Raw genomic sequence first — 24,779 nt, 5'->3', positions numbered from 1 at the left:
AAGGGAGGTTGTACCTAAACGGCAATTATCACCTCTTTATTAATTATATTACAAAAAATTCAAAAGAGAATTACAGAGCTATTATCAGTAAAAAAAATATTATTACTCCTATACCAACCTGTTTTTCAAATCTACAATTAGGAAGTTTGCAGCAGGCAAGCACTTATTAAGCTTTTAAGGTTATCTTGCTATCCCCAATTACATCATCCACTTCTTCCACCAGTGCTGGAAAACCACTAGCGCCCAGATACGGGCATGCACGTCGCCGGGATTTTTAGAGAATAACTGCGTTTTTAACTGCTGTATTGCCTTCACACTGAATATTCCTTGGGCTTCTACAAAGGCATCAGACAGCAAATCATCCATGATCATAGGCTGCAGTTCGTTCTGGAACCACTTCAGGAGCGGGACCTCGAAGCCATGCTTGGGGCGTTTGTAAAGTTCTGGAGGGAGCATTCCCCGGAAAGCGTCCTGCACGATCTTCTTCTTCATGGTGCCGTCAATCTTGGAAGACTGGGGTAAAGAGAAGGCGAAGTTCACCACTTTATAATCCAGGAACGGGGTGCGTACTTCCAGGCTGTTCGCCATAGACATAAGATCCACTTTGGTGAGCATGTCATTAGGCAACACCAGTTGCATGTCTGTCAGGAGCACCTCGTTGATGTCACCTTTCTGTGATAGGTGACTCAGAATTTTCTGACGGCGTTTCTTGTAAACGTCTTTGGAAAGATTACGTTTGGATTTTCCGCTTAGCAGGGATCGGGCATCCTCCTCGGTAGCGAAGGAGGCCCAGCGCCAGTACCGGTCTTTGGCCGAGAGGTTCATGCCCTCCCCGAACCGCTGGAACTGCCTGACCCGGTTACCTAGGGCTGAATTACGCGATTTGGGCATCATCTCCCATAGCGGCAACAGAGCGGCCACCGTTTCTGCCACGAAACCTCCCTGCCTCACTTTATACTCAGCCATGTGCTTGTTGTAGCCAGCAAAGAGCTCGTCTGCCCCGTCGCCTGATAGGGCCACGGTTACTTTCTGGCGAGTGTAATGGCTAAGGATGTTTACAGCCAAGGCCGAGGAATCGGCAAACGGTTCGTCTATATAGTCAAGCGCCCGGAACAGGTGCTCGTATAAATCATTGTTGGTAAGGGAGAAGACCGTGTGGTTAGTCTTGTATTTCTCGGCTACCAGCTTGGCGTATTTGGTCTCGTCAAAGAAGGGCTCGTCTTTGTACCCTATGGAGAAGGTGTTAAGCTGGTCCGTATGTCGCGAGGCCAGGGCCACAATGGCCGAGGAGTCAATACCGCCACTCAGGAAAGACCCTAACGGCACATCCGCGATCATGCGGCGCTGCACGGCCCCATCCAGCAGGTCTACCAGCTTTTTCTGCTGAGCCTCATAAGAAAGAGGATTATGCTTTACCTTTTTCTCATCATAAGGAATCCTATACCAGCGTTTATTGTCTACTTTCCCTTTTTTTGTAATTAAGAGGTAATGACCAGGCATTAATTTCTTTACGCCTTTAAAAATAGAAGCTGGTCCGGGAATGTAGTTCAGTTGCAGATACTCATAGAGCGAGGCATAATCCAGCTTGCGCGGAATACCAAAAGCCAATAGGGATTTCATCTCTGAGGCAAACACCAGTTTATCCTCATCCTGGAAAACTAGTAGTGGCTTTACCCCGAAACGATCTCGGGCCACAAAAAGAGTCTCTTCTTCTTTATCATAGATAGCAAACGCAAAGAACCCGTTCAGCTTCTTCAAAAAAGAGGGCCCTTCTTCTATGTAAAGCTTTAACAGAACCTCTGTATCAGAGGTAGAGAAAAAGGTATAGCCCTTGTCCAGCAGCTGTTTCTTTAGCTCCTGGTAGTTAAAGATTTCACCGTTAAAGACAATAGTATATCGCTGCACCTCATCATGCATGGGCTGGCAGGCTACAGTGCTGACATCAATAATAGACAGCCTGCGATGCCCCAGCCCTACTGAGCCGTGGGTAAAATGTCCTCCTGAATCCGGTCCGCGTAACTGAAGAGCCTCTGTAGATTTAGGTAAGTTATGGATAGACTCTCGTCCTTCCTGACTAAAAGCGTAGATTCCTGATATTCCGCACATATTGCCGCAAAGATACGATTTATACCTGATAAGGTTTAGAATAGGTTAAATCTACTCGTAAGGAGCCGTAAAGCTCGATTCTGAATTTTGGTAATAATTAATTTTAAATAGTATAACTATTACTACTCTTTCCTATAGAAGTAATAGTTATACTATTCCATTGGAAAATATTTCATTCGTTTCATAATAAAACCTTACTAAGTAAACATAGATTGACCCCTCCTAAAAATTAAAAGACGCGTCTGTAATTAGTAAGAAGAAATAGAATGGCTTTTATAAGATAGTCTCTTAACCAAAAAAATCTTAGAACCTTAACACCAGAATATCAACTAAAAAGAATAAACATAGAAATCGGCCAGTTCATGCATTGGCTTTTCATCTTTAAAATCACTCAAATACTTTGAATCCTTTTTTACCCAGACAATTGAAATTCTATACTCTTTTATATTTTCAATAATTGGTTTATCTACAGGAAACAGAGGCTGGACTATCTTATTTAAAACAGGTTGGTATATGAGCGGCACCTGGGCTATTGAGTTTTTAAAAGTAGTTACGTCATAGTTAAACAAGAACATTCTATAATCATTTGCCCGTGCGTATCCATTCACATACGTAGGGTAAAACTTTAAATACCATTGGTCTTTCAGCACAAGGCTTTCATCAACATACAGTCCTCTAAGGACCCGCCCCTCTCCTACTTCTTCAATTTTTCTTTGCAGCTCATGGTCATAATTGGTAGCAACATTGACTCTGGCTAACGGGGATGAATAATCACTCAATAGCAAAAGCAATACAATGCACACAACTATTTGCTTCCTCTCTAGAAAATAATAAAGCAAAAAGAAGAAAGATACGTTTACTAGAATATAGGCTAAAATTTCTAACTGGTTTGCGTCAATTGACAAATCATGTATCAAGCCGAAAGCTAACAGATAGGCTATTAGTATCAACAAAAACCAATACCCTAGACTAAACACAAAGCCTTTTAATTTTAGCGTTGGGTAATTGCTCACAAATAGGTAACCTAATAATAACCTCATAGAAACAGATAAGGCCCCAAGCAACAAAACTCTATAAGTGAAGCGTACTTTATCTACCGTAAAGACTGAGAAGAATGCCTCACTTAAACCTAATGAGAAATATTTATCTTGCGTCTTCTCCTTGAAAACATAGAAGAATCCCAGATACAAAAGAAAGAAACCCACTCCTTTCAACAGGGAGTTACGGCTATATGTTGAATAGAAGCTTATATAAAAAAGAGCCAGCGCCGGCATAAATAGCACATTCTCAACCGAAGCTATCATTAAGAGCGCTATAGCCAGTTCATACCTTTTCCCCTGTATTGCTTTGCAAACCAACACCAACATAGGCAAAAACAGGATATCCCTTAGAGCCATTTTGTAGACTGGAGGGAAAACAAACTTTATTCCAAGCACCACAAAGCAGAATAAAACGCCTCCTATTATAAACCATTTGGCTTTACTTGTTTCTCTTTTGAAAAAAGAAGCAAAGACAGAACAGGCAGCCAGCACTGTAAATACTTTAAAAACAGGGTAAATAAAGTAAAACAAGACCAGGTCGCTTTTTACGTTGTAAACGGTTTTAAATAAACTTGCTAGCCAAAACTCCACAAAATGGTACAGGGAAACCCCAGAAGAACCTTTTAAAACCGATTCTGGGCTAATTGTTTCTACCCCACTATAATGCAAAAGGCTTATAATAGTGCTGTATATGTATCTTTCATCTTCTGGCGGATGGATATAGGAGATGTAAGCAAAAGGATCATGCAGAAAGCCAAAATTGAAATTGACCTGCAGAAAGAACAAGAATACATATAAGCCAACTGAATAGCTTAAAAACCTTACAATTGAAATGTCTGCGCTATCAGAATCTACCACAAGGTATTTTTTAAACGAGAGGAGTATAAATGGAAGCAGGATCAGAATGGATACAAAGGAGGCCTTGACAAGGGCAAACACAGATACAACCAAAAGTAACCCCACCCAAAAGTTTAACACATGCTGCAGAACCCCTGCTTGCTTTGAAACTTTTAAATGCAAAAACAAAGATCCAACCAGATAGAAGAATACAAATAAGGCAACACCAAGAAACAATACTGCAATCATCATCATTATATTCACCTATTTAGTAAGGCAAGGCACTAACTCTTGCTTTTATATAACCTCTTCCACTATATAAAGCGGCCTTTTTCTAGACACGTCCAGAGCGCGCCACACATATTCCCCTATAACACCTAAGGCGATCATTTGGAAGGAAGAAACAAATAGGATCACTACCATTAAGGCAGACCACCCTTCTACCGGCACAGCCCCACTTATTTTGGCTACTATGACAAACAATCCATACAAAAAAGCAGCAATTCCTAATATTAAACCCGTAACAGTGATAAATCTTATAGGGAAATAAGAAAACGACAAAACAGAATCAAGGAACAACTTTACATTTTTCCAGAAGGTCCATTTAGAGGTGCCAATAGTTCTTCGTCTTCTGCTGTAAGGAATGGTAACAAATTCATAACCTAGCCAAGCCATCAAATACATGACATTGCTATTCCCTTCCTTCAGTTTCACAACTTCTTCCCGCACGGTCCTATCAAACAGAACATAGTCAAAACCACCTTTAGGCAGGTTTGTAAAGGCTACTTTTCTCATGACTGTATGGAAGACCCCAGAAAAAAACTTTTTCATAACTGGCTCGTCTCTTTCCTTTCTGGTACCAATGACCAATTTAAAGCCTTGTTGCCAGTACCCAAGCATTTTCACCATCAACTCAGGGGGGTCCTGCAAGTCCGCAGAGATAATCACCGAACAATCGCCGGTGGCATATTCCATCCCTGCAATAATAGCGTTGTAAGAGCCAACGTTACCAGCCAGCTTGATCACTTTTATTTTGTCAGGGAATGATTCCTTTGCTTTTACAAGTTCCTGATAGGTATTGTCTTTGGAGCCATCATCTACGAATACATACTCAAACTGCACATCAGGGGAAAACAATTTTTCATTTGCTACCAGATCCTTGACGGTTACAGGAATATTCTGCTCATTATAATAACAAGGAATTATGACGGAAAGGGTTGGCATTTTTTCAAAAGGTTTTTAGCAATATAACCCCCACCCAGCCTGTAAACCTAATTCTAAAAGTAGAGCCTGGTTAAATTCAATTGCTTGGGGTTCTATCGCCCGGTAGTGCTTATTTCAGTTTACCGCTTAGAAATTGTGGCAAAACCAAAGGTTGTTTCATTTAGTTGGAGCTGAAGGCCAGCAGATGATAAGATTGTCCATAACGGAAGCCTAATTTCTCGCATGTTCTAATAGCTGCCTTGTTTGTGATCTGGGTAGGGTAAATTACATAGGCAGCCTTATTTTCCTTTGCGAACCATACGGCTTCTGAAAGAAGCTTCACCAGCCAACCCCTGTTTTCAATACCCACCGCGGCTAGCGCAATTTTCACAAAAGTTACTGTTTCATTAGGGAAAACGGTGGCAGAAAGATTAAAAGCTATAAAGGAAGCTACCTGAATGTCTTTTTGATTGGGCACCAAAACCTGGTCACAGAAACCTCTCACTGCGGAAGCAGCATAAGTAGCTAGGTATTGATCAGCCTCTTTTTCTGCGAATGTGTAATCTGCATGTAAACGGTCATAAGCATTAGGGCAGGTAGCAGCCACCCTTGAAAGAATGGGAATGTCTTCTAAAGTGGCTGTCCGCACCAACTCTCTCTTCTCTGTAAAATTCTGAAGATCGGCTCTATAGTAGTGGGCCCTGGTTTCTACTAATCTAAGGCCGGCTTCATTCAGACACTGAATCAGAAAAATATCTTCGGCTGGTATTTCTGCTGTACAATAGCAATTAGGTGTCTTTTGCAAACTGCTTTTAAAAACCTGAACTGCCTCAACTAGCGCAGGAGCATTTTCCTGGGAGTATAAAACCGTAAATAATCGGTAACATCTCCTGTTAAAGAATTGACTGTCCCAGGGCAGGTATTCATAAAGAAAGACAAAATCTTGCCCCTTAATTGAAATGACCTGCTTCAATTTATTTTCTTCTGCCCCATATTGTGCCGTTTTTGGTTGAATAACCGCCTCAAATTGGGCCAAAAGGTCTGCCACCTTCATGAACCCAAAGGGGCTATAATAGGCAAGCTGGTTTTTGCGGCAAGCCAAAAACTGCTCTATTCCCGGCTCCATGTAGTTCTGAATTGAGTATAGTCTCTTATATAGTCAGTTGCGTCGTACTCAGTGGAAGCCAACACTAACTGCACGGCAGAGGCAGAATATTGCATGGTATGCCAGACATTTGGTGGTATGTATACCCCCTTATTTGGTTCTTCCAGCACAAATAGCTTCAATTCGCCGTTGGCCATCTCTGTGGTGACCAGAATGCGACCAGTCACAGCGATAATGATTTGGTGGGTGGCAAAATGCGCGTGGCGGCCCCTTACTATACTCTCAGGCGTACCGTAGGTCCAAAATACCCTCTTCACCACAAACGGAACCTGCCTTTTATTCTCCGCCACTGAAATATAGCCTACCTCAGGCCCGCCAATGCCAGGGAATTGGATCAGGTAGGGAGTATCTACATTAGGCTCTTGGTTACCAACCGTCATTTTGCTGAGTTCGCTTTTGCTTCTTTACTGGCAAAGAGAAAGCAAGGTACCAAAAAAAGGTGATGCTGAAATCTGGCCAGTGGTTTGAGGAACGCTCAAGGCATATTAATTCTATTAAAACCGACGCTTAATGCCCTTTGTAGTGCCTCCTTGTTATCAGAGCATTAACCAATACCAGAAATACAGGCATAAGAATTCTCAGGCATTTAGGCCTACTCTAATACTTGCATCCTTTTCAAGTAAATTTTTTTAAGCCCTGATACATTTGGAATTTACCCCATGCCAGCAAAAAAATTAATTGTAGTAACCCAGTGTCCAGAACAAACCGAAAGCACAATCCTCCTACAAGGAGATAATGCACCCCTATAGTATCCTATAACCTGGCCTGAATCACGTTATAAGGCCAAGATTTTATACATTTGGAAAAGTACAAATAGGGTATGGTAAATGAAGAAGAACCAATTTATCATCCCTCTTTTTTTGTGGCCCACTATCATCTTACATCAAACTTCTATGGACACGCTCTCTTCCGTTATGGTAGCCCCTTTTTTGCCTTCGCATTACCCGCAGGTAAAGTCAATTTATGAGCAGGGAATTGCCACGAAGAATGCCACTCTGGAAACATCCGCGCCGGCTTGGCCTACCTGGGACCAGGGCCATCTGCCTCACAGCCGCCTGGTTGCCCTCTCCCCAGAGGGGGATGTGACAGGATGGGCCGCTCTCAGCGCGGTCTCCGGCAGATGCGTTTATGGCGGGGTAGCAGAAGTAAGCGTCTACGTTCGCACAAATTATCAAGGCCAGGGAATAGGGAAAGCCCTGCTTCAGGCCCTTATTTCTACTTCTGAAGCAAAGGGAATCTGGACTCTGCAGGCAGGGATTCTCAAGGAAAATGAAGCAAGTGTGCGGTTGCACCAAAAATGCGGTTTCAGGGTAGTGGGTCTGCGGGAACGGTTGGGCCAGTTGAAAGGCCAGTGGCGGGACATCCTTCTTCTAGAGCGCCGCAGTTTGGTGGTAGGCCTTTAAAGATTTAACTCTTACCCGTTTTGAGCCTGTTTTTGGTAAAACAGGCTCAAAACACATAATCAATTATACTTATATGCCTTATGTCTGTTGAATCTCCTTCCTGTTCCGCCAAAAGCCCCTGGGATTCAGATAGCACCATCTCTGATCCTTGCGAAGCAGTGGCACCGATATTCCTCCTGTACCAGGAAGCGCTGCAGGGCTTTATCCGGAAGCGGGTACAGAACTTGGCAGACGCCGAAGACTTGACGCAACAGGTTTTACTTAAGGTTCACCGGCACTGTGAAGCGCTGCCCCGGGTAAGAAATACGAAAGCCTGGCTTTATGGGATTACCCGCAAGGTGGTAGTTGATTTTTACAGAGAACGCCAGCGCGAAACCCATCTCCCAGAAGACACCGATCTGACCATGGATCCTAAAGAGGAGAACCCTTTTCAGGAGCTGGAGCCCTTCGTTCTGCCTCTGCTCCAAATATTACCGGCCAAATACGCCGTACCTCTTCGTCTTAGCGACCTGGAAGGGCTTCCGCAGCAAGAAATAGCCACCCAGTTGGGTTTAACGCTTTCGGGAACTAAATCCCGTATTCAGAGGGGGCGGGAGAAATTGAAATCTGTTTTTCTGGAATGCTGTGAAGTGGAACTGGACCGGAAAGGGAAGCTCCTCAGTGCCCGGCTTAAGCCCACCTGCTCGGTCATTAAATCTGCCTAATTTTTAAGCCTATTCATTGCAGCCTGCTGTTTTAAGCCTGTTTTTAGAAAAACAGGCTTAAAACAGCAGGCTGTCTGCATTACTAAAATTCCTGTTCCCTAAAACCAAAGGAGATCATTTAACGCACCGGTAATCAACGTCATTTAGTAGGGTTGGCAGGGGTGTCCAATAGAAAATCAGTATTCTCCTGCTATCTTTGGGTTACGACTTTTTTGGCCACTATGTCTTCACCCTCTACAGCCCTCATTATTGGCGCTGGCCCGGCTGGTTTAACGGCCGCCTTTGAATTTCTGCAGCAGACCAACTTGCATCCAATTGTAGTGGAAAGCACAGATCGCATTGGCGGTATCTCTGCTACTATCAACTACAAAGGCAACCGAATGGACATTGGTGGTCATCGGTTCTTTTCCAAATCTGACCGGGTAATGGAATGGTGGCTTTCTATCCTGCCCCTGCAACTGGAGCCAGGGCAAACGGTGGGCAACTTGGCCTATCAGGGAAAGATCAGGACAGTTCCGGCAATTGCCTCTACGGCTGCACCTTCCTCAGATGACGTCATGTTGCTTCGCCAACGGAAGTCTCGCATTTTCTTCAGGCGTAAATTCTTTGACTACCCGCTTTCCTTTACCGTGGGCACCCTTTCGCAATTAGGGATAGGTTGGTCTACCAAGGCCGTATTCAGTTACCTGAAACAGGTGGTAAAGCCTATTAAACAGGAGAAGAACCTGGAGGAGTTTTTCATTAACCGCTTTGGCGAACACCTCTACCGCACTTTCTTCAAGGCCTATACAGAGAAAGTCTGGGGCGTACCCTGTAACCAGATCAGTGCCGAATGGGGCGCACAACGCATTAAAGCCCTTTCCATTACCCAAGCGGTAAAGCACTTCCTCAAACAACAGTTCTTCTCGCCTTCAGCAGATTTTATGCAGAAGAACGTGCAGACCTCTCTCATTGAGCAATTCCTCTACCCCAAGTTGGGCCCCGGGCACCTGTGGGAAGTAGTTACCCGCCAAGTAAAGGAGAAAGGAGGCGAGGTGCACATGCAGCAAAAGGTGGTAGGACTGGAACTGAAGGATAACAGAATCATTTCTGCTACTATCCAGGATATGGTTTCTGGAATCACTCACCAGGTAAATCCTGACTACGTGATTTCCACCATGCCCATCCGAAGCCTGATACGGGCCTTGGGGAATGTAGTGCCGTCAGAGGTCCGCGAGATTGCCGAACATCTTCCCTACCGCAATTTTATCTCTGTGGGCTTGCTCTTGAACAAACTGGCCATTGAGGAAAAAGACCATCCTTTGATTCAGGACAATTGGATTTATATACAGGAACCAGATGTGCAGGCTGGCCGCCTGCAGCTTTTCAACAACTGGAGCCCCTATCTGGTAACTGACCCGGGCAAAGTATGGCTGGGGGTAGAATATTTCTGTCAGGAGGAAGATGTATTGTGGCACATGGCAGAAGAAGACTTAAAGCAACTGGCTATTGAAGAGTTGGATAAACTGGGCATCATCTCCAAAGACCAGGTACTGGACGGTACGGTGGTAAAAATGCCCAAGGCCTACCCTGCCTACTTTGGCTCCTATAGCGAGTTCCCTAAGGTGCAGGCCTTCCTGGACCAAATTGAGAACCTGTTTTTGGTGGGCCGCAACGGTATGCACAAATACAACAACCAGGACCATTCCATGCTTACGGCTATGCTAGCAGTAGAGAACATTGCCCAGGGCCGCACAGACAAGGCCAATATCTGGGACGTAAATACTGAACAAGAGTACCATGAACAGTCAAATGATTCAAAGTAAACCGTTTATGCTTTTACAGCGCAACAGCGCGTTTGCTTTGTTTTTTGTAGTGCTTTATGGGTTGCTATTGGCTTATCTAATGCCATTCCATGAACTATGGTCTGATGAAACAGAGCCTTGGTTATTGGCCTTGCATAGTAATTCTTACAGCGAACTACTGTATAATAAGCGGTTTGAAGGGCACCCTAACCTTTGGTACAGCATTCTGTATGTAGTCACCAGGTTTACAGATAACCTGCAGGCCTTGAAAGTCTCGCAATATTTTTTTGCGGTAGGCTTTGTGTTTCTTTTCCTGCGGTACGCGCCTTTTTCTAAAGTAACCAGGCTTTTATTCTGCTTTGGGTACTATGGGTTATTTGAATATGGTATTCTCAGTAGGCTTTATGCATTAGAATTATTCACCATGTTTTTGCTTTGTGCCTTTTACCAAAGGCGCTTTTCACATTGGTACCTATATATTGGATTATTGGCCCTGAACGCGCAAACGCATTTATTTGGCCTTTACTTCTCGGGTATTTTAGGCTTGCTCTTATTTGCGGAAGCCTACAAGGGCTGGGACAACATAACAGGATGGCAGAAAATAGGTGCAGGCAAGTTTGGCCTTGGTTTTTTGCTTTGGTTGGTAGGCTGTGGGTTCTCATTTTGGAGCATTACCCATTACTTAGGCCTAGGCCACAGTCTTATGTGGGACCCTTACAAAATACAGCAAGCGGCTACCCGTATCTGGCAGGCTTTTTTCCCGGTTCCGGATATGACCTTCCATTTTTGGAATACCTCCTACCTGAAAACCAGGCAGGAAATAATTCTCTCTTTTATTCTGGTTCTTTTCTTTATTTACTCCTTAAGACCCTACAGGCTTTTAATCTGTCTGCTCTTATTGTTTGCCGCGCTTTTCCACTTCTTCGCTTTTAAATACGAGTTGTACCTACGCCACCACGCGCACTTCTTTCTGTATGCCGTGGCCTTGTTCTGGCTAGGTTCTACTTATTACAAAGCTTCTTCAGGGCCTCCTTCATCAAGATTCTTCTTTTCTATTCCAGGGGGGAAAGCCAGGCTTTTCAGTTTCCTTTTACTCTTGGCTACTGTCTCGCAATTCTTGACTGGTTTGTATGCTGTATCCATGGATTACAGGTACTCATTTAGCCCAGGTAAAGACGTGGCGGCTTTTTTAAAGGCCAATTATCCAGATTACCTTCTGGCTTCTTCAGATGAGTTCAATGCTTCTACCGTTGGTGCCTACTTGAAAAAGCCAATTTACAATCTTGTAAGAGGACGCTTCAGGACTTTCTTTGGTTTTGATGAAGAATCTCATAACACCCTTACCCCTTTTCAGAACTTGCAATGGGCCCAGGCCTTAGCCCAGAAACAGCAACAACCGGTAATTCTGATCTCTTCTTCCTATTTACCTTTGGAATTCACCCCTTATCCGGTGAAGCACCTGAAGTCATTTGAAAGGGAGTACATCCTGCTGTTTGACAAGCATATTTACCTTTACCAGATAAACCCACTCCCAGTTGCCCCAACAGAATTTGTAGCCGGCAACCCCGCAACTTTGCGCTAAGTGTTTCAAGCCTACTTTTCTTAAAACAACCTAAAACTGGTACCGCGCCTGTACCCGCACATCGGTGCGCCGGGGGCCTTTGATTTCCTCTAGCCCGGTGCTGACGGTACTTTGCCCACGGTAATGGGTGTGGCTGAGTTTGACCCAGAGATCCAGGCTTTTGGTGAGGCGTTGCTGCGCCAGGAAGTAAAGATGCGTACCACGGCCCGCAAAAGCCGGAATGGAAAAGGCGTAGAGCACATCCTGCTCCGGGGCATAGATGCGGGTATCATAATCATCGGTGTCAAAGAGGGCGTAGCGGGCGCTGAGGCGGGTCTGCCTAAACTCCCAGCTAATATCCTGCGCCATAAAGTAACCAGTACGGGTTCGGCTACCCTGCCCGAACTGGCTGGCCTGCACCCTGGACCGAAGCCGTAAACTGAGCAGTTGACTTACATCCAGGAGCAATAGAAAGCGGTGCGCCTGTGTTTCGGTTACCTGGGTGAGCGCTTCTCCCGGTAGCGTTTCATTGCGGTCTTTGTGTTCAAATTGGTACTGCCCGTAAAGCAATGTGGTTTTGGAGGGCATAAACTGCAGGCGCATTAGGTATTCTTCCCCGGCGGAGGGGGCGTCTATGCGGTAGCGGAGCCAGGGGAACGAGAAACGGTCATAATAACCCGTTAACTGCCAGCGGTTGCCTAGTTTCAATTTAACGCCCGTATAAAGCCCGCTCTCGTTTTGGTTACGGCTGCCTTCCCCAAAGGCGGTGCCGTACAGCGTCTGGAAATGACGGCCATAGTAGCGGTAGACCATGGCCACTTCCACTTTTTCAGAAAGGCTCAGCAGCAATCCATTCACGGTGCCTAACCCGCCATTTCCAGAACGGGCGGTTTCACCAAAGAAATTCAGGTTCTGCCAGAGATAGCTGTAATGCAGGCCCACGGCAGTGTTTTTGGTGCCGTTGAAGGTGAAAAGGTTGTACGGTTCGGGGCGCTGTTGTAAGGGTAGCCCATAATCAGTATGGACCACGGTCACTCCTAAGCTATAGGTTTGGCCAGGATTCCGATAGGTGATATTCCCTCCAACTACCTGTTCTCGCGTACGTTGCCGGTTCGCCACCTCGGTGGGGGTGCGGTGCAGTCCTGAGGTCTGCAGGCCTCCTAAGGTGAACTGCGTGGTATCTTCCGCGAGCGTCTCTCCTACTGAAGCGTCTACCCGCCGGCTAGACAGAAACAGCGTAGATTCCAGCCCGCGCCAGCGGTGGGTAGCGGCGGCACCCCTGAAGAAACCGGTTTCCAGGGAAGAGGTATGCGGCCTAATGCCTAGTTGGCTGCGCCGGACGGTAGTGATGGTTTCGCTGCCTTTGCCCACCCCCAACCCACCCGACAATAACAACCCCTGCCCAAACTGCAGCTGGTAATCACCTAAGGCAATGGTTTTGAAAGGACCACGGTCATACAACTGGGCGTGCGCCGAAAGAAAGTCAAATCCATAGGTGCGTTGGCTGGGGTTCCACGTGAAGGCCTCCCCCGCATCTTTTTCGGCGGTCACGCCAAAACTGAAATCTTTGGGCTGGCTCAGCCGATACCGAACCAGGTATTTATCTGGGGAACCCTGGTACCGGGTCACGGAACGGCCTTCGGGCGGGGTGTAGCCGCGGCGTTGCTGCACAGTGCGGTCATAACGGAGCAGGAGCGTATGAGTATCGGCATTCTTGAGCCTTTCCTGCCAAGTGCGCTGCCCTATTTGCCCCAGCGCCTGCACCGTCACGAAGGGCAACAGCCGCCGGATGCTCAACAAATCAAAGCCGGGAATAGATTGCAGCTCATAAAGACTGACCAAACGGCCATTTTCCTGAAGGTGCAGGAGAAGCGCTGAGATCTGGCTTTCGGAAAGAAGAAAAAGGCTGCGGAGTTCCTCGCGGGAGGCGCGGTTCAGGTCCAGAGGCTGGCGGTAATACTGGAGCAGGTTCTCGTAAAGGTCTTCATAAGCCACGGCGTTCTCATCATCCTGCTGCGCGAAAAGCTCCTGGACCAGTAGTTCCACATCTACGGGTGGCCTGGGAACCTCCTGAGCAGTAGCCACCTGGTTTAGGGCTAAAATTAAAAAAACGGGCCAGAAACGGAATCTCATGGCTGCTTCCCTTTCAGTGGCAAATAGCCTAAAGACAGGTAATGACTCATCCCCAACCGGTGCTGCGCGCCCGCCGCATACCCCACCTGAAACTGCCCGAAGGCCACTTCCACGCCTGCGGTGCCTGCTCGGGTGCCGGAGTTGAATCCGGTCCTGAGGGCTAAAGCTGGCAGCACCTGGTACTCAATTCCCGCTTTTACAGCCACCGGGTGTTCCAGTTCCTTTTCGGCTTCAGCCACCAGCAGGACCTTGGCAGTGGCCTGGTAGCCCAGCCCCATTTTCATGACGGTGGGCACGCGTTCATCCTGGAACTGGGCTAGCTTGGCTTGGTTCAGGTTATAGATGAGGGCCCCAAACGTTAGCCCTGGTACTAATTCAGATTGCCCGCCCAGGCTCAAGGCTACCGTTTTCCGGCTGCCCCACTCCTTCACCCGCACCTGCAATACATCGGCCTTTAGGCCTAGGCGGACCACGCCTAGTTGGTGGGCCAGCCCAATGCCCAGCCGTTGCTCATTATAGAGATCCCCGCCAAACCGTTGCGCGTCAAGGCCTACGGTTCCCCATCTATGGGTAGGCAAAACGGCCAAAAGCCCCACGGTGGTAAGCTCTTTTAAGGAAAAGCGGTTGTGGGCATAAGCCCCTAATTGTACTTGCTTAAGGGTGGCTATGCCTGCTGGGTTATTGCTGAGGGCCCAGCTATCTGCCAATGTAACGGCTGCCCCGCCCAAGCCAACGGCCCGAGCCCCAACAGCGGCGTTATTGGTTTGCCCCTTGCCAATACAAGGACAACACAAGCAAAAAAGAAGCAGGCTAACGCGTAAGATTTGCTGCATAGGCTAGGGGAATGGCCAACGCATGTACTACGGAGAAGTGTGTCTAAAGTATTAAGCATAAACTATTTATTTTACAGACTAACAAAGACTTCGACAGCTCTAAAGATTGGTCCTTGACACTTGCCTTTGGTTTACCTATACAAAAAAACGCCCGGCGCAGGTGCACCGGGCGTTTCAAGGGTGTTTTTCTGAAAACAGGCCGAAACCAGCTTAGCTTTTCTTTTTCTTGGTTTCCTTCTTGATCTTGGTCTCGTTGCCTTTCTTCTTGATTTTAATTTCGCCTTCCGGAGTTTCTATTTCCATCTTGCCGTCCATTTTCACATCATTGATGGCCGGGTTGAAGGCGGTATTAGGATTGCCTTTGTCTACCAGGGTCATCTCGTTTACCAGATGGCCGGCCCCGGCAAATTTGTCCATGATAAAGAGAACGTACTTGATGTCTACGTTAATGCAGCGCTTGTACTCGGGGTCAAACACCAGGTCCCCGGTCATGGCTTCCCAGTTGCCATCAAAGGCCAGGCCAATCAATTCACCGCGACCGTTGATCACTGGTGAACCAGAGTTACCACCCGTGATGTCATTGTTGGTAATGAAGCCCACACGCAATTCACCGTTCTGGCCGTAGCGCCCGTAGTCTTTCTTGTTGTACAGTTCCAGCAGCTTGGCTGGTACCTCAAACTCTGGGTTAGTAGGATCTTCTTTTTCCGCCACACCTTGCAGGGTAGTGTAGTACTTGTAGTTCACACCATCACGGGGCTCATAGTCTTTCACGGTACCGTAGCTCAGACGCAGGGTAGAGTTAGCGTCTGGGTAGAACACCTTGTTAGGGTTCATCTCGCGCAGGCCAGCCACGTACAGGCGGTTGGCTCTGGCCAGGGAAGCATTGTACTCATTCAGCTTAGGCATGATGTTCTCCTGATAGTTGGTCTGCACGGCGCGCATGAACTTGAACGCAGGATCAGCTTCCAGGGCTTTCAGGGTAGGGTTAGCCAGGAACGCGTTGGCTTTGGCCTCTGAGGCAAGGAAAGATTTGCCATACACATCGGCGGCCCATTTCTTGAAATCACCTTTGTACGTTGTGGTCAGGTCTTTGAAGATAGCAGCGTGCTGTGACTTTGGAACGTCTGTGTAGTACATCTTCATCAGCTCGGCAAAGATTTTCTGATCAGAAGACGGCACGTAGTTGGCGTAGAACTCTTTGTTCATGTCCTGGTAGCCTTTCACCAGTTGGTCTAGCTTGGTCTTATCAACCTTGCCTTCTTTGAGGTAGTTGTATAGCGGGGTGTACTGGTAGGCATGCGCGATCAATTGGGGTGCGAAAGCGGCCTCTGTGCGATAGATAGCGGATAGGTTGTAGTCGCGTTGGCCGGCGTAAGAGGCGTTGATGTCAGCCAGGGCGCTGCCGTACAGGGCTTTGCGGTTGGCATCGGCGTTCGCCCAGGTCTGGAACGCTTTTTCTTCTGAGGCTTTCTTGTTAAGGGTTTTCATACGCTTGATGCCCTCGTTCTGCCCAATGTAGTATTTGTAGTAGTTGCTGATGCTGGCGTAGTTAGAGGCCAGTTTCAGGCGGTCTGCCGCAGAGGCGTCCATGGCTTCTTTCATAAGGGCCAGGCGGCGCTCGCGCAGCTTAATGCGCATGGGGTTAGACTGGTCTACGGCCATGCCCAAACCAGAACCGGCCATAAAACGGGTAGTACGGCCCGGGAACCCGAACACCATGGAGAAGTCTCCTTCTTTTACGGGGCTCATAGAGATAGGCAGGTGGTGTTTAGGACGGTAAGGCACGTTCTTCTCAGAATAAGTGGCCGGCTTACCGTCTGGCGCCATGTATACCCTGAACATAGAGAAGTCGCCGGTGTGGCGGGGCCACATCCAGTTGTCTGTATCGCCCCCGAACTTACCGATGCTCTCTGGCGGTGTGCCTACCAGGCGCACGTCTGAGAAACGCTCGTATACGAACATATAATACTCATTGCCATTGAAGAAATCACGCACGTAGCTCACATACTGGCCATTGTTCTTGGCAGCGTCAGCAATGGCCTTGGAGCGTTCGGCAACCAGTTTGGTGCGTTCCTGCTCTGGGGTTTGCGGGGTAATGCCCTGCAACACCTGGCCGGTCACGTCTTCCATGCGCACCAGAATGTCTACAAAAAGGCCTTCGTTTTTCTTTTCCTGCTCCTTTGTCATGGCCCACCAGCCGTTCTTCAGGATATTGTCCTGAGGCGTGGAGTTATTGGCAATGGCATCATAGCCGCAGTGGTGGTTGGTCAGCAACAGGCCCTCCTTAGAGATGAACTCACCGGTACAGAAACCGCCAAACTGCACAATGGCGTCTTTGAGGCTGGCGTTGTTCACATTGTAGATTTCCTCGGCGGTTAGTTGCAGGCCTTGTTTCTGCATATCTACGTGGTTGAGGCGCTTTACCAGCAGTGGCAACCACATTCCCTCATCGGCGCGGGCGGTAAAACCAGAGGCTACCACCAGGGCCAGAAGTATGGTATAAACTTTTTTCATCATTACAATTGTTCGTTTGTTATAGGGCAAAGGTAATGATTTGTCACTTTTTTTCGCGATACTAGACGTATTATGACGCTTTTGAAATGGCTTTTCCGGCAACTCTTTTTGGGCATTGTCTGGGTTTACCGCTATACCATTTCCCCACTTACCCCCGGCAGCTGCCGCTTCACGCCTACGTGCTCAGCCTTCGCGCAGCAGGCCATTGTAAAATACGGTCCCTTTAAAGGCGGCTGGATGGCTCTAAAGCGGATTGGCCGCTGCCATCCCTGGGGTGGTCATGGGTATGATCCTGTCCCCTAGTTATTTCTTCCCACTATTCACACAATCGTTGGCTTACCTCTGTATGACTGGTTCCACATTGGGCAATCCAACACCATAAGAGAGAAACAACTCTTTATCTTATCAATTTATTTAAATTTTTTATTATTTTAACACCAATTAATTTTGCTTTTGGTGTAGAGTTTAGTGAAATTCGTCTTAGCAAAAGTTCTGTTCTTCGTCTACCTAAAACTCAGAAAAAGATGGAAACCCAGCACACCATTTCACCGAACCACCTGCTTGAAATTGGGATCTCTGATCTGCACCAGGAAAGCAAAGCCTGGCTGCAGGATATTGCGTTCTGGGGGTTTGAGCTTAACTTTTACCAAAGGCTTTTGGAAAGAATCACCCAACAGGCTACCGCCGATGACAAAAGGCACCTGGACCATTTCCAGCAACTGATCATCTATTTCCAGGGAGAACTCCTGCCCCAGTACCGACAAGGTATCAGGCGGCACGAGGCGTATCTTCAGCGGCTTGTCCAGGACGGATTACCAGTCAACGACCAGCTTTACCGCGAGGTACACTTGAAACATAAAAACCAGATGGCCGCCTTCTCCAAAGACTTCAGCGAGTACAAGGGCGACTTTTTCCGGTTTGCCGAACGCTACATTTAACCTAAGGGTTGGTGGGTGAACCTTCTGTGCTAGCCCCAAGCGAGAAGGACAGGTTCACGGGTAACTATTCCTTTTAAACAGGAAAACCAAATTCGATAATTTTAATCTATTTCATTAAAGATATCCTACTTGTTACCCTAATTCGTTAGTATTTTTAATTATAGATTCGTATATTCATTAATAAAATCAGTGCATCACCGTTCTATCTTTGCATTAAAGCATTTTTTAGTGGCACCTGTTCTTTTAAGGTGTAGTTGGTAAACGTTTCGTTTGCTCCTCTTAACGCTCTGGCTCCTCTGTGACCGGTATTTGCCCGCCAGTAGGCTTGTACCTGTATCTTCTTCCTTCCCTGGAAAAAGCGATCAATTGGTAAGATACTGAAGCGCTTTGTATGGCGCTTTCCTATGCTCTCCTGCAGTAATCCCAAGCAGCCCTAAAATGACAAAGGGAAAGGGATCTACGCGCAGAGTTTCCGTTTCTGAGCCATCTTGTGTGGCGCACCCACCCTAAACCCTACCACCCAATGCCGTCTATCACTCCCATTCCTGAATCTGATATCATCTCAGAGCAAGACATCGTGCTGCTGGTAAAAGCCTTTGAGGAGAAAGGTCGCCTTCAAAACCTGCTTCCGCCCTCAGTGGAAAAAGAAATAGCGCACAACCAAGAACTCATGCTGCGTTTCTGGCAGTCTGTGCTGCTGGAGGCTTCCCCGTTTCTGCGTCACCCACTGGCCAGTTACGCATTTCTGCATCTGCCCACCACTCATATTGGCAGATGGATCCACTTATTCTACCAGGTCCTGGAGGAAAACTTTAAAGGACGCAAAGCCGAGGTGGCGAAGGCGAGCGCGTCAATTCTGGCCAGGCATACCTCGTTACATTTTCAACTTCCAGCCTAAGAAACCATGACCGCTACCGTAAAGCTGGAGCAGGTGCTCAACGGACTCATACAGGAAGAAGACATTAAGCAATTGGTGGAATCTTTCTGTGACGCAGTGGAACACGACCCATTGCGTTCCATGTATTGCCACCAGCTTCCGCTCCCAGAAAAAGAGAAAATGATGGGTGGGCTTTTTGCCTTATTCAGCTGGCTTTTGCTTGGCCAGAGCGGTGAAATGCCCGAAAGCATCTACACCTCCCTTAAGCTTTCCCACTCTTTCATAAGCCGCCAGTGGAGGCATTTACTCCACCAGGCCATTGAGCAGCAGTTTACCGGTCTTCTGGCCCAACTGGTAAAAGAGAAGTTTGCCGCCTTAGACCATAAAGGCCAGGTAGACATACCCCATATGGGGTTTTTCAACCACCGGTAAACCCTGCATGGCTTTTCTTTTGGCTTCCGTTTTGGGGGTGTTTTCCAAAAAACGCCTCCAAAACGGAAGCCTGTTTTTTTCTTTCCTGCCTCAATAACCCATCGCTTTACCCATTCCCTTACCGGGGTGCCTGTTTCATGGTCTCCTTTGGCGCTGGGTGATATCTCTTCCGGCTGCCGCCACGTACCATGCCGTAGGTGCTCCAGATTGGCAGTACCCTTATAAACATACGCTATGACAGATCAATTTATGCAGGCCGCCCTAGAGGAGGCTAAAAAAGGATACGCTGAAGGGGGAATTCCCATTGGATCGGTTTTGGTGCACAACGGCCAGATCATTGGCCGGGGCCACAACAAACGGGTGCAGCAAGGCAGCGCCATTCTGCACGGCGAAATGGATGCCCTGGAGAATGCAGGTCGGCAACCGGCGGCCGTCTACCGCGAGTGTACCATTTACACCACCCTTTCGCCCTGCCCTATGTGCTCGGGTACCATTCTGCTGTATGGCATACCCAAAGTGGTGGTGGGCGAAAACCAAACCTTTATGGGAGAGGAAGAATTATTGCGCTCGCGGGGCGTGGAGGTGACGGTGGTAGATGATCATCAATGTTACGCTCTCATGCAACAATTTATCCAGGAAAAGCCCGCCCTTTGGAACGAAGATATTGGCGTATAATCCGCACTAGCGTTTTAAGCCCGTTTTTGGCAAAACATGCCTAAAGCAGCAGTGCCGCCACCTGGTCAAGTGGCGGCACTGCTGCTTTAGGCATGTTTTATAAGAGGAACAAGTCCGATAGGTAAAGCCTGCTTATTCTGCTTCGGGACCTTTTTTGAAGTTGTTTCTTGCCTGAGAATGCGTTTCTTTACCAGCTAACTATTTAACGCAAAACACAGAATGGCATCAGCATTTGCCCATGCGCTGGTAGCGGTGGCCCTAGGGAAAGGCACCAGGCTTAAAGGAAAGACCGTTAAACTTTTGGCCTTGGGGGCTTTCTGCGCGGTGTTTCCAGATGCTGACGTGGTCATGTTTAAATTTGGCGTTCCTTACCAGCATTTTCTGGGCCACCGGGGTTTCTCCCATTCGCTGGTCTTTGCGCTGCTCCTGGGATTAGTCATCACGTCTCTGTTTTACCGGCGCACGCCTCTCTTTTCGGCCAGCGGCCTAAAATACGTGCTTTTCTTTTTCCTTTGCACAGCCTCTCACCCCCTCCTGGACGCCATGACCACCGGGGGCCTGGGTGTGGCCATCTTCTCCCCGTTTGACAATACACGGTACTTTCTGCCCTGGCGCCCAATTCAGGTATCGCCTATTGGGGTAAAGAATTTCTTTAGTAGCCGGGGGCTGGCAGTGCTTAAGAGTGAGTTCCTGTGGGTGGGTCTTCCTAGCCTGGCCTATCTGCTTTTGGTTTACCTGGTACGCCCGAGCTTAAAACCCCAGGCCAACAGTTTTCCTTCCAAAAGGTAAAGGCGAACATCTGGTTCCAGATTCGTTTCCAACTCACCTATCACAAACCGGCTAGGTAGTACATTTCTGCCCAGCCAATTGGCATTTCTGTTTTGAGCCCGTTTTACTAAAAACAGGCTCAAAACAGAAGAAAGGGCGTAAATCACATTTTTCTCAACCCCTGCTTTCCTGGTTTCGTTAAATAAAGTTCCGCCGCCAACCGGCCAGGACTTTTACCCACTTTACAGGAACCAGAATGAAACATGTTTCTTTTTCTAGACGATGCGCCCTTTTGGGGTTATCCGTTGCCTTTGTCTTAAGCAGTAACGCGCCCGCCCTGGCGCCGGCCGGCCCTTTGCGCCACCTGGCCCAATTGCCAGAGGCTATTGTTGAGAGTTCGGGGCTGGAGCTAGCCGATGAACCCAACACCTACTGGACCCACAATGACGCCGGCAACGGACCTGTGCTTTACAAGATCAACGAGAAGGGAAAACTGCTGCGCGAAGTAACGGTGAACGGTACCACCAACACAGATTGGGAAGACCTGGCCCAAGACACCAAAGGCTTTCTCTACATAGGCGACACGGGCAACAACAGCAACAAACGCCGAGACCTGCACATCTACAAAGTGTCGCCTAAAAATGGGTTCAAGGCCCAGGAAATCCATTTCAAGTATGAAGACCAGCCCAGCGGTAACCTAGAGAAACGCGACCGCAATTTTGACTGCGAGGCATTTTTCTGGCACAACAGCAAGCTGTACCTCATCTCCAAAGACCGCGGCGCCTCCAGGTACGCCAAACTCTATGAACTGGAAGACACGCCCGGCACCCACACGGCCAAACTCCTGCGCAAGCAGCAACTGCCCGGCCTGGTTACTTCCGCTGACCTTAGCCCCGACGGCAGGCACCTGGCGGTTTTGACCTATGGCAAGCTTTACCTGTATCCGGTTACCAAAGGGTCAAACCAATTTTTCGCGCAAGAACCCCAGGTGCTGGATCTACCCAAGGTGGGCCAGGCCGAGGCCGTGCTCTTCAAGGATAACGGCAACCTGATCATCAGCAACGAGGAAGGAAATCTCTTCCAGTTCAGTTTGTAGTACACCTTGCTTATCATATAAAACGCCCGGGTCCCGCTCTCTGTTTAGAGCGGGGCCCGGGCGTTTTAAGGGTGTTTTTGGCAAAACAGGCCTAAACCGCCTTGCTGTTGGCTACCATTTTGGGCTGCCGGGGTTGCCGTAACGAATAGATCAGGACGGCAATGCCAATCAAGATCAACGGAATACTCAGCCATTGGCCCATGTTCAACGGTAGTTCGTCTTCAAACTTCTCCTGGTTCTCTTTGGTGAACTCAATCAGGAACCTGAAAGTGAAGAGCAACGTCACAAACAGCCCAAACAGGAATCCTCTAATCTGGCCGGCCCCGCGCTTCCAGAGCGTGTATAGCAAAATGAACAACACCAGACAGAAAAGGCTTTCATATAACTGGCTAGGGTGGCGGGGATCCATATAGGCCGGCACGCCATTGAACAGCTCATTGTTGCGCATAAACTTAAAGGCCCAGGGCAGGTCTGTGGGCTTGCCAATGATCTCAGAGTTCATGAGGTTTCCTAACCTGATGAACATCCCGCCCACGGCCACCACAATCACAATGCGGTCCAGCACCCAGAGGTAATCAAACTTGTATTTGCGGCAGAACAGGTACAGTGACAGCAGAATACCAATGGTACCGCCGTGGCTGGCCAGGCCGCCTTCCCAGATCTTAAAAATCTCCAGGGGGTTAGACAGATAATACACCGGGTCATAAAACAGACAGTGGCCCAGGCGCGCGCCGATGACGGTACCCACAATCATGTACATGGTGAGAATGTCTACATCCTCGTCTTTGCGGCCGTCTTTGCGGTAAATGTATTTTTCAATGGGCTGGGTGGCCACAAAGGCCATGGCGAAGAGTAAGCCGTACCAGCGCACGGTCACCGGCCCCAGCGAAAAGATGTCGGGAGAAACGTCCCAGGTAATATAGTTTAGCATGTAGTAACAGGTTAGAATGGCTAAAATTACAATTTAATCCAAAAGTGACAAGAATCACTTTTGGTTCTCTGACTTTGGGGGAAACACTTTAGGCTAAAAACATGTTACTTTGCAGGCGCAAACGTCATTGCTTTTACCAAAGCAGGTCTTTGCTATTTACTTACGGACCTATAGGTTAGAAAACCTGGCGGCCCCTTTTGCAACTTTTACTTATTATGTCAACTGTAACTACTGATATCTGTATTATTGGCGCCGGGCCAGTGGGCCTGTTTGCGGTGTTTGAGGCAGGTTTGCTCAAGATGAAGTGCCACGTGATAGATGCCCTGCCCCAGGTGGGCGGTCAGCTTTCTGAGATTTACCCCAAGAAACCTATCTATGATATTCCGGGCTTCCCCTCCATTCTGGCCGGTGAGTTGGTCACTAATTTAATGGAGCAGATCAAGCCCTTCCACCCCACCTTCACCCTGGGTGAGCGCGTGGAAACGCTGGATAAACTGGAAGACGGTTCCTTTAGAGTAGTGTCTTCTGAAGGCACCGAGATTTTCTGCAAGGTGGTCGTGATTGCCGGCGGCCTGGGTTCGTTTGAGCCCCGCAAACCTGCCATTGACAAACTCACCGACTATGAAGGCGGCAAAGGCGTGAACTACATGATCCTGGACCCTGAGCATTACCGTGACAAGCGCGTGGTGCTGGCCGGCGGCGGAGATTCTGCATTGGACTGGGCCATTTTCCTGGCAGATGTGGCCAAGGAGCTCACCCTGGTACACCGCGGTACTACTTTCCGGGGAGCCCCAGAATCTGCGGCCCGCGTGACCAGCCTTTCTGAGGAAGGCCACATGAGCCTGCTTTTAAAGTCAAACGTAACGGAGGTGCATGGTGACGGCCAACTAAGTGCCGTGACCATTGTGCCAGACGGCGGAGAGCCTTACACCGTAGAAACAGATTACTTTATCCCACTCTTCGGGTTGGTGCCTAAGTTAGGCCCGCTGGAGAACTGGGGACTGGAGCTGGAAAAATCTGCCATTGTGGTGAACACCGTAGACTACAGCACCAACATAGAGGGCGTGTACGCTATTGGTGACATCAATACCTATCCCGGCAAGCTCAAATTGATTCTTTGTGGTTTCCATGAGGCGGCCCTTATGGCGCAGAGCGCGTACGCGCTCATTTATCCAGACAAGAAATTCGTTCTTAAATACACTACCGTGAACGGGGTGCCCACCATGTAAGCCATGCAAGAAGACATCACTGTTTACGTAGAAAATGAGGCCGGTGACCGGGTTGCCGTTTCTCTCCCCACAGATATGGGCCTGAGCCTGATGGAAGGCCTTAAGGCGAATGAGTTTGATATTATGGCTACCTGCGGCGGCATGGCCCTCTGTGCCACCTGCCACGTGGAACTGGTCAAATCTCCTGCTTTGCCAGAACCTTCTGATGACGAGCTGTACATGCTGGAAAACCTACCCAATCTGCGGGATGGCAGTCGCCTTTCATGCCAGATCAAAATAACCCCAGAACTGGACGGGGCGGTGCTTAAGCTTATGGCTAACCACTAAATCAAACTACTCTTGTTTTGAAGCCCCGGCGGTAGAACTCCTACCTCCGGGGCTTTTTCGTTTTAGAGGCGTTTTTATAAAAATAGTCCTAAACCATTTTTTTCACCATCCTTACAATTATATATATACCGCGGGAATTATTGCTAAAACCACTTACTATTTTTATATTAGGGTCTTGACATCCAAAAATCAACCAAAGTGAAAAGAACTTCAGAATTTGCTT

General features: G+C 48.0%; 22 protein-coding genes. 13 read left to right on the top strand and 9 right to left on the bottom strand.

Annotation, left to right across the window (positions count from 1 at the left end; translation table 11 throughout):
* Window positions 1-198: 198 nt before the first annotated feature.
* From asnB to ACYVJQ_RS04640, 5 genes are all read right to left on the bottom strand, one after another.
* Window positions 199-2,106, bottom strand: a complete 1,908-nt coding sequence (gene asnB, locus ACYVJQ_RS04660) for an asparagine synthase (glutamine-hydrolyzing) (RefSeq protein WP_460891896.1) — start codon at window positions 2,104-2,106, stop codon at window positions 199-201.
* A 329-nt stretch (window positions 2,107-2,435) separates the two neighbouring features.
* Window positions 2,436-4,238 (bottom strand): hypothetical protein, encoded by a 1,803-nt coding sequence (locus ACYVJQ_RS04655; protein WP_460891895.1) that lies wholly within the window; start codon window positions 4,236-4,238, stop codon window positions 2,436-2,438.
* A gap of 42 nt (window positions 4,239-4,280) precedes the next feature.
* A complete protein-coding gene (locus ACYVJQ_RS04650) occupies window positions 4,281-5,207 on the bottom strand; it encodes a glycosyltransferase family 2 protein (RefSeq protein WP_460891894.1) in 927 nt (308 codons plus the stop codon).
* Between the two features lie 160 nt (window positions 5,208-5,367).
* On the bottom strand, window positions 5,368-6,312 hold the full coding sequence (locus tag ACYVJQ_RS04645; RefSeq protein WP_460891893.1) for a GNAT family protein: 945 nt from the start codon (window positions 6,310-6,312) through the stop codon (window positions 5,368-5,370).
* Window positions 6,297-6,731 carry a sugar 3,4-ketoisomerase gene (locus tag ACYVJQ_RS04640; protein ID WP_460891892.1) on the bottom strand — a complete coding sequence of 145 codons (435 nt, stop codon included), beginning with the start codon at window positions 6,729-6,731 and terminating at the stop codon, window positions 6,297-6,299. The genes ACYVJQ_RS04645 and ACYVJQ_RS04640 overlap by 16 nt, the downstream gene beginning before the upstream one ends.
* A 513-nt stretch (window positions 6,732-7,244) precedes the next feature.
* On the opposite strand from ACYVJQ_RS04640, the gene ACYVJQ_RS04635 reads away from it, so the two are divergent.
* The 4 genes from ACYVJQ_RS04635 to ACYVJQ_RS04620 all read left to right on the top strand — a co-directional run bounded on the left by ACYVJQ_RS04635 (window position 7,245) and on the right by ACYVJQ_RS04620 (window position 11,824).
* The gene (locus ACYVJQ_RS04635) at window positions 7,245-7,754 is read left to right on the top strand and encodes a GNAT family N-acetyltransferase (protein ID WP_460891891.1); all 510 of its coding nucleotides are present in this window, start codon (window positions 7,245-7,247) and stop codon (window positions 7,752-7,754) included.
* 80 nt (window positions 7,755-7,834) lie between these two features.
* A complete protein-coding gene (gene sigZ, locus ACYVJQ_RS04630) occupies window positions 7,835-8,458 on the top strand; it encodes an RNA polymerase sigma factor SigZ (RefSeq protein ID WP_460891890.1) in 624 nt (207 codons plus the stop codon).
* Window positions 8,459-8,679: 221 nt separating this feature from the next.
* Window positions 8,680-10,263, top strand: a complete 1,584-nt coding sequence (locus ACYVJQ_RS04625; RefSeq protein WP_460891889.1) for an NAD(P)/FAD-dependent oxidoreductase — start codon at window positions 8,680-8,682, stop codon at window positions 10,261-10,263.
* Window positions 10,264-11,383: 1,120 nt separating this feature from the next.
* Complete coding sequence (locus tag ACYVJQ_RS04620; protein WP_460891888.1) at window positions 11,384-11,824, top strand: hypothetical protein; 441 nt, start codon at window positions 11,384-11,386, stop codon at window positions 11,822-11,824.
* A 30-nt stretch (window positions 11,825-11,854) separates the two neighbouring features.
* On the opposite strand, the gene ACYVJQ_RS04615 is transcribed toward ACYVJQ_RS04620, so the two are convergent.
* The 3 genes from ACYVJQ_RS04615 to ACYVJQ_RS04605 all read right to left on the bottom strand — a co-directional run bounded on the left by ACYVJQ_RS04615 (window position 11,855) and on the right by ACYVJQ_RS04605 (window position 17,286).
* Window positions 11,855-13,888, bottom strand: coding sequence for a ComEA family DNA-binding protein (locus tag ACYVJQ_RS04615; RefSeq protein ID WP_460891887.1), 2,034 nt, complete (start codon window positions 13,886-13,888; stop codon window positions 11,855-11,857).
* Window positions 13,889-13,932: 44 nt separating this feature from the next.
* The gene (locus tag ACYVJQ_RS04610) at window positions 13,933-14,730 is read right to left on the bottom strand and encodes a hypothetical protein (protein ID WP_460891886.1); all 798 of its coding nucleotides are present in this window, start codon (window positions 14,728-14,730) and stop codon (window positions 13,933-13,935) included.
* 249 nt (window positions 14,731-14,979) lie between these two features.
* A complete protein-coding gene (locus tag ACYVJQ_RS04605; RefSeq protein ID WP_460891885.1) occupies window positions 14,980-17,286 on the bottom strand; it encodes a S46 family peptidase in 2,307 nt (768 codons plus the stop codon).
* A 69-nt stretch (window positions 17,287-17,355) separates the two neighbouring features.
* On the opposite strand from ACYVJQ_RS04605, the gene yidD reads away from it, so the two are divergent.
* The 7 genes from yidD to ACYVJQ_RS04570 all read left to right on the top strand — a co-directional run bounded on the left by yidD (window position 17,356) and on the right by ACYVJQ_RS04570 (window position 22,069).
* The gene (yidD, locus tag ACYVJQ_RS04600; protein WP_460891884.1) at window positions 17,356-17,586 is read left to right on the top strand and encodes a membrane protein insertion efficiency factor YidD; all 231 of its coding nucleotides are present in this window, start codon (window positions 17,356-17,358) and stop codon (window positions 17,584-17,586) included.
* A 221-nt stretch (window positions 17,587-17,807) separates the two neighbouring features.
* Complete coding sequence (locus ACYVJQ_RS04595) at window positions 17,808-18,221, top strand: hypothetical protein (RefSeq protein ID WP_460891883.1); 414 nt, start codon at window positions 17,808-17,810, stop codon at window positions 18,219-18,221.
* Between the two features lie 523 nt (window positions 18,222-18,744).
* Complete coding sequence (locus tag ACYVJQ_RS04590) at window positions 18,745-19,119, top strand: globin family protein (RefSeq protein ID WP_460891882.1); 375 nt, start codon at window positions 18,745-18,747, stop codon at window positions 19,117-19,119.
* A 6-nt stretch (window positions 19,120-19,125) separates the two neighbouring features.
* Window positions 19,126-19,530 (top strand): hypothetical protein, encoded by a 405-nt coding sequence (locus tag ACYVJQ_RS04585; protein ID WP_460891881.1) that lies wholly within the window; start codon window positions 19,126-19,128, stop codon window positions 19,528-19,530.
* Between the two features lie 234 nt (window positions 19,531-19,764).
* Window positions 19,765-20,205, top strand: coding sequence for a nucleoside deaminase (locus ACYVJQ_RS04580; RefSeq protein ID WP_460891880.1), 441 nt, complete (start codon window positions 19,765-19,767; stop codon window positions 20,203-20,205).
* 219 nt (window positions 20,206-20,424) lie between these two features.
* Complete coding sequence (locus ACYVJQ_RS04575; protein WP_460891879.1) at window positions 20,425-20,994, top strand: metal-dependent hydrolase; 570 nt, start codon at window positions 20,425-20,427, stop codon at window positions 20,992-20,994.
* A gap of 271 nt (window positions 20,995-21,265) precedes the next feature.
* Window positions 21,266-22,069: a hypothetical protein gene (locus ACYVJQ_RS04570; RefSeq protein WP_460891878.1), complete on the top strand. Its 804-nt coding sequence runs from the start codon at window positions 21,266-21,268 to the stop codon at window positions 22,067-22,069.
* Window positions 22,070-22,160: 91 nt separating this feature from the next.
* Here the strand turns inward: ACYVJQ_RS04570 and lgt are convergent, their stop codons facing one another.
* Window positions 22,161-23,000 (bottom strand): prolipoprotein diacylglyceryl transferase, encoded by an 840-nt coding sequence (lgt, locus tag ACYVJQ_RS04565; RefSeq protein WP_460891877.1) that lies wholly within the window; start codon window positions 22,998-23,000, stop codon window positions 22,161-22,163.
* A gap of 215 nt (window positions 23,001-23,215) precedes the next feature.
* Here lgt and ACYVJQ_RS04560 point away from each other — a divergent pair, with 215 nt between their 5' ends.
* Both ACYVJQ_RS04560 and ACYVJQ_RS04555 read left to right on the top strand, forming a co-directional pair.
* Entirely contained in the window at window positions 23,216-24,229 is a 1,014-nt protein-coding gene (locus tag ACYVJQ_RS04560) for an NAD(P)/FAD-dependent oxidoreductase (RefSeq protein WP_460891876.1), read from the top strand.
* A 3-nt stretch (window positions 24,230-24,232) separates the two neighbouring features.
* Window positions 24,233-24,556, top strand: coding sequence for a 2Fe-2S iron-sulfur cluster-binding protein (locus ACYVJQ_RS04555; protein WP_460891875.1), 324 nt, complete (start codon window positions 24,233-24,235; stop codon window positions 24,554-24,556).
* Window positions 24,557-24,779: the final 223 nt, after the last annotated feature.

The sequence above is a fragment of the Rufibacter soli genome, from assembly GCF_054781795.1.
Note: the sequence above shows the minus strand (reverse complement) of the source record. Positions and strands in the feature narration are given on the sequence as shown.